Here is a 3,622-nt window from a genome sequence, read left to right as displayed (position 1 = left end):
TCTCAGTCGGGGAGGTCATCGCGGAGCCCTTGGGCGCCGTGGAGATAGACGTGGTGCATCTCGTCGCGCGACCTCGGCGTGTTGACGTGGAGCAGCACCCGGATGCAGCTGGGCATGGAACCGGGTACGGCGATCTCGGCGGCGCAGAGCAGGGGCACGGCGCCGAAGCCGATCTCCCGGATGGCCGTCGCCGGGAACGTGCTCGTCACGTCCGCCGTCGCGGTGAAGAGGACGCTGATGATGTCGTCCTCTTCCAGCTCGTTGCGAGCCATGAGCTCACGCATGAGCTCTTGCGATCGCTCTGTGACCTGGGCCACCGTGTCGGCGTCGACCGTCGTGGCCCCGCGCAGACCCCTGACCGTGAGAGCGGGTGCCATGGGCGGCCACTCTACCGGCCGTCACGGCGTCTCCCCTGCTGACGAGGTATTACCGGGCCGAAGCGGCGAGGGCCCGCACCTCTTCGGCGCTCAAGGCGCGCCAGCGCCCAGGGGCCAGCTTTGTGTCGCGGACGGGACCGATCCGCGTGCGCACCAGCCGCTGGACCGGGTGGCCGACGGCCTCGCACATGCGACGGACCTGACGGTTGCGCCCCTCGTGGATGACCAGTCGGAGGACGCCCTCGGCGAGGACGCCCACTTCGGCGGGCGCCGTCGGGCCGTCGTCGAGCTCCACACCCTGGCGGAGGGCGCGCAAGGCACTGGGGGCCGGGGTCCCACCCGCGACCTCGGCGACGTATTCCTTGGGGACGCCGTGCGAGGGATGGGTGAGCAGCTGCGCCAGCGCGCCGTCGTTCGTCAGGATGAGAAGGCCTTCGGTTTGGCGGTCGAGTCGCCCGACCGGGAACACGCGCGGCTCCGTCGGCACGAGTGCGACGACGGTCGGGCGGCCCTGGGGGTCGTCGGCGGTGGTCACGACGCCATCGGGCTTGTTCAAGAGGTAGTAGACGAGGTCCGGCGCGACGGGGATCAAATTCCCGTCGACTTCCACCCGCGCCGTCGCGGTGTCGATGCGCCGGCCCAACGAGGCCACCTCGCCGTCGACGGTGACCCGGCCGGCGGCGATCAGCTCCTCGCAGGCGCGCCGTGAGCCGAGGCCGACGCGGGCCAGGACTTTCTGCAGGCGCTCGCTGTCCGTCCCCGCTGGCTCCGGTGTTCCCGGCGACGCGCCTGCGTCAGCCGTCGTCGTTGGCCGCCTCGATGCCGAGGCCCAGTGCGGAGCGCATTTCGCTCTCGAGGTCACCCGCCACCTCGGGGCCGGGGAGGAAGTCCTCGACCGCCGGCAGCTGCGCCAATGAGTCGAGACCGAGTCGCTCCAAGAAGAGGTCCGTCGTCCCGAAGAGCGCCGGCTGGCCCGGCCCATCGGCGTGGCCCACCACCTCGATGTAGCCCCGTTGCTCCAGGAGGCGGCTGACACCGTCGACGTTCACGCCGCGCAGGGCCGAGATCTGACCCCGGGAGACGGGCTGGCGGTAGGCGACGATGGCCAACGTCTCGAGCGCGGCCGTGGAGAGCCGGTGCGAGACCTCACGGTTGGCGAAGCGCTCGACGTACGGCGCAAGGTCCGGATGGGTCTGCAAGCGTGCGCCGCCGGCGATCCGGGCGAGCACGAAGCCACGCCGCTCCTGCTCGTACTCCTGCGCCAGCTCGGTCAGCGCCTCTTCGACGGAGTCGACCGGTTCCTCCAAGAGCTCCGCAAGGAGTTGGGGCGGGAGCGGCTCGACCGCGACCAACAAGATCGCTTCGATCGTCCGGCCCAGTTCAGCGCGCTCCACGAGTCCCACCCCTCATCCCTCGTAGTCGTCGATCTCGTAGCCGCCCAACTCGGCCAGCCCGCGCCCGCTCGCCACGCCCGCCAGCTCGTCGCGTTCGAGCCATGAGATCTGGAGGTCCCCGAATGTCATCCCCTGGCCCAGCGTCACCCGGCCCATCTTGCACAGCTCGAGCAACGCCAAGAACCGCACGATCACGTCGATCCGGGTACGGCACTCCCGCACGAGCTCCCGGAACGACGACGTCCGGTCCATGTCGGGCAGCAAGAGCAGCTCGGCGACGGCCTCGGACACCGAGACGGTGTCCACGGTGACGTGGGAGAGGTCGACCCGGGGCACGGGGCGCTCGGCCGATCCCCGAAGGTAGGCCTGGGCCAGGTCCTCGGGCGTGACCCCAGCCAACAGGTCCGGCGCGTGGACCACGAAGTCGCCGTCGAGGCCGACCTCGCGGGGCACCGAGCGCGAGGCCTGCTCGGTCAGGGCGACGAACACGTCGGCGGCCGCCCCGTAGGCCCGGCATTCGAGGAGCCGCGACAGCAGCAGGTCGCGCTCCTCCCAGCCGATCAGGTCCTCGTCGTCCTCGACGGATTCGCGCCCCGGCAGCAGCCGCTGCGACTTCAGCTCGATGAGGATGGAGGCCACCAGCAGGAACTCCGACAGCTGGTTGAAGTCGATCAACTCGCGCTCCTCCGAGAGGATCTGCACGAACGCGTCGACGACCGGCAGCAGGGGGACGTCGAGCACGTCGACCTCGTGCGACGACACCAGGTGAAGCAGGAGGTCGATCGGGCCCTCGAAGACGGGAGTGGAGACCGCGTAGGCCACTCGCCGACGTTATCGAACGGGGCGCCGGGTTCGGCGCACCCCTGGTGGACCCGTACCATGGCGCCCCATGAACAGGGTCCTTTCCGGAATTGCGCCCTCGGGCAGCTTCACCCTGGGGAACTACCTCGGGGCCCTGCGCCACTGGGTCTCGTTCCAGGACGGCCACGACGCCTTCTACTGCGTGGTCGACCTGCACGCCCTGACGACCGAGGTGGGAGAAGCGAACCTGCGGGCCAACACCCTCGACGCCGCCCTCAACCTCCTTGCGATCGGCCTGGAGCCCGAGCGCTCCACCTTGTTCATCCAGAGCCAGGTCCCCGAGCACACCCGTCTCACCTGGCTGCTCGAGTGCACCACGTCCATGGGCGAACTGCGTCGCATGACCCAGTTCAAGGACAAGGGGAAGGGCCAGGAGGCCGTGCGCGTCGGGCTGTTCACCTACCCCTGCCTGATGGCCGCCGACATCCTCCTCTACGACGCGGACGCCGTGCCGGTAGGCGAGGACCAGCGTCAGCATCTGGAACTGGCCCGCGAACTGGCCAACCGCTTCAACAACCGCTACGGCGAGACGTTCGTCGTCCCCGAGGCCGCGATCGCAGGCACGGCGGCGCGTGTCATGGACCTGCAGCACCCCGAACGCAAGATGTCCAAGTCTGCCGACTCCCCCCTCGGCACGATCGGCCTGCTCGATTCTGACGACGACATCACGCGCAAGGTGCGAAAAGCGGTCACCGACACGGACGGCGAGGTGCGCTACGACCGGGACAAGAAGCCGGGCCTGGCCAATCTGCTCGAGATCCTCGCTGCAGCCACCGGGCGCACCCCCGAGGACGTCGCCGGCGAGTACGCGCGCTACGTCGACCTCGTGCGACGACACCAGGTGAAGCAGGAGGTCGATCGGGCCCTCGAAGACGGGAGTGGAGACCGCGTAGGCCACTCGCCGACGTTATCGAACGGGGCGCCGGGTTCGGCGCACCCCTGGTGGACCCCTACCATGGCGGCCCATGAACAGGGTCCTTTCCGGCATCG

Annotated in this window: 5 protein-coding genes; 1 reads left to right on the top strand and 4 read right to left on the bottom strand. The window is 69.7% G+C overall.

The window, feature by feature from the left end; genetic code table 11:
- Positions 1–2: 2 nt before the first annotated feature.
- The 4 genes from aroH to VH112_04385 are packed head-to-tail and all read right to left on the bottom strand — an operon-like array spanning position 3 to position 2,593.
- Entirely contained in the window at positions 3–377 is a 375-nt protein-coding gene (gene aroH / locus VH112_04400) for a chorismate mutase (protein HEX4539464.1), read from the bottom strand.
- Between the two features lie 49 nt (positions 378–426).
- The gene (locus VH112_04395) at positions 427–1,239 is read right to left on the bottom strand and encodes a pseudouridine synthase (protein HEX4539463.1); all 813 of its coding nucleotides are present in this window, start codon (positions 1,237–1,239) and stop codon (positions 427–429) included.
- The gene (gene scpB / locus VH112_04390) at positions 1,172–1,771 is read right to left on the bottom strand and encodes an SMC-Scp complex subunit ScpB (GenBank protein ID HEX4539462.1); all 600 of its coding nucleotides are present in this window, start codon (positions 1,769–1,771) and stop codon (positions 1,172–1,174) included. Before scpB ends, VH112_04395 begins: the two co-directional genes overlap by 68 nt.
- Before the next feature lie 12 nt (positions 1,772–1,783).
- Entirely contained in the window at positions 1,784–2,593 is an 810-nt protein-coding gene (locus VH112_04385; protein ID HEX4539461.1) for a ScpA family protein, read from the bottom strand.
- A 67-nt stretch (positions 2,594–2,660) separates the two neighbouring features.
- Here VH112_04385 and trpS point away from each other — a divergent pair.
- On the top strand, positions 2,661–3,622 hold a 962-nt coding region (gene trpS / locus VH112_04380; GenBank protein ID HEX4539460.1), incomplete at its 3' end, for a tryptophan--tRNA ligase.

The organism is Acidimicrobiales bacterium (assembly GCA_036270875.1).
GTDB lineage: Bacteria > Actinomycetota > Acidimicrobiia > Acidimicrobiales > AC-9 > AC-9.
Note: the sequence above shows the minus strand (reverse complement) of the source record. Positions and strands in the feature narration are given on the sequence as shown.

Coding starts and splice junctions, on each gene's coding strand:
- aroH (HEX4539464.1), bottom strand. CDS start 377: ATGGCACCCGCTCTCACGGTCAGGGGTCTGCGCGGGGCCACGACGGTC.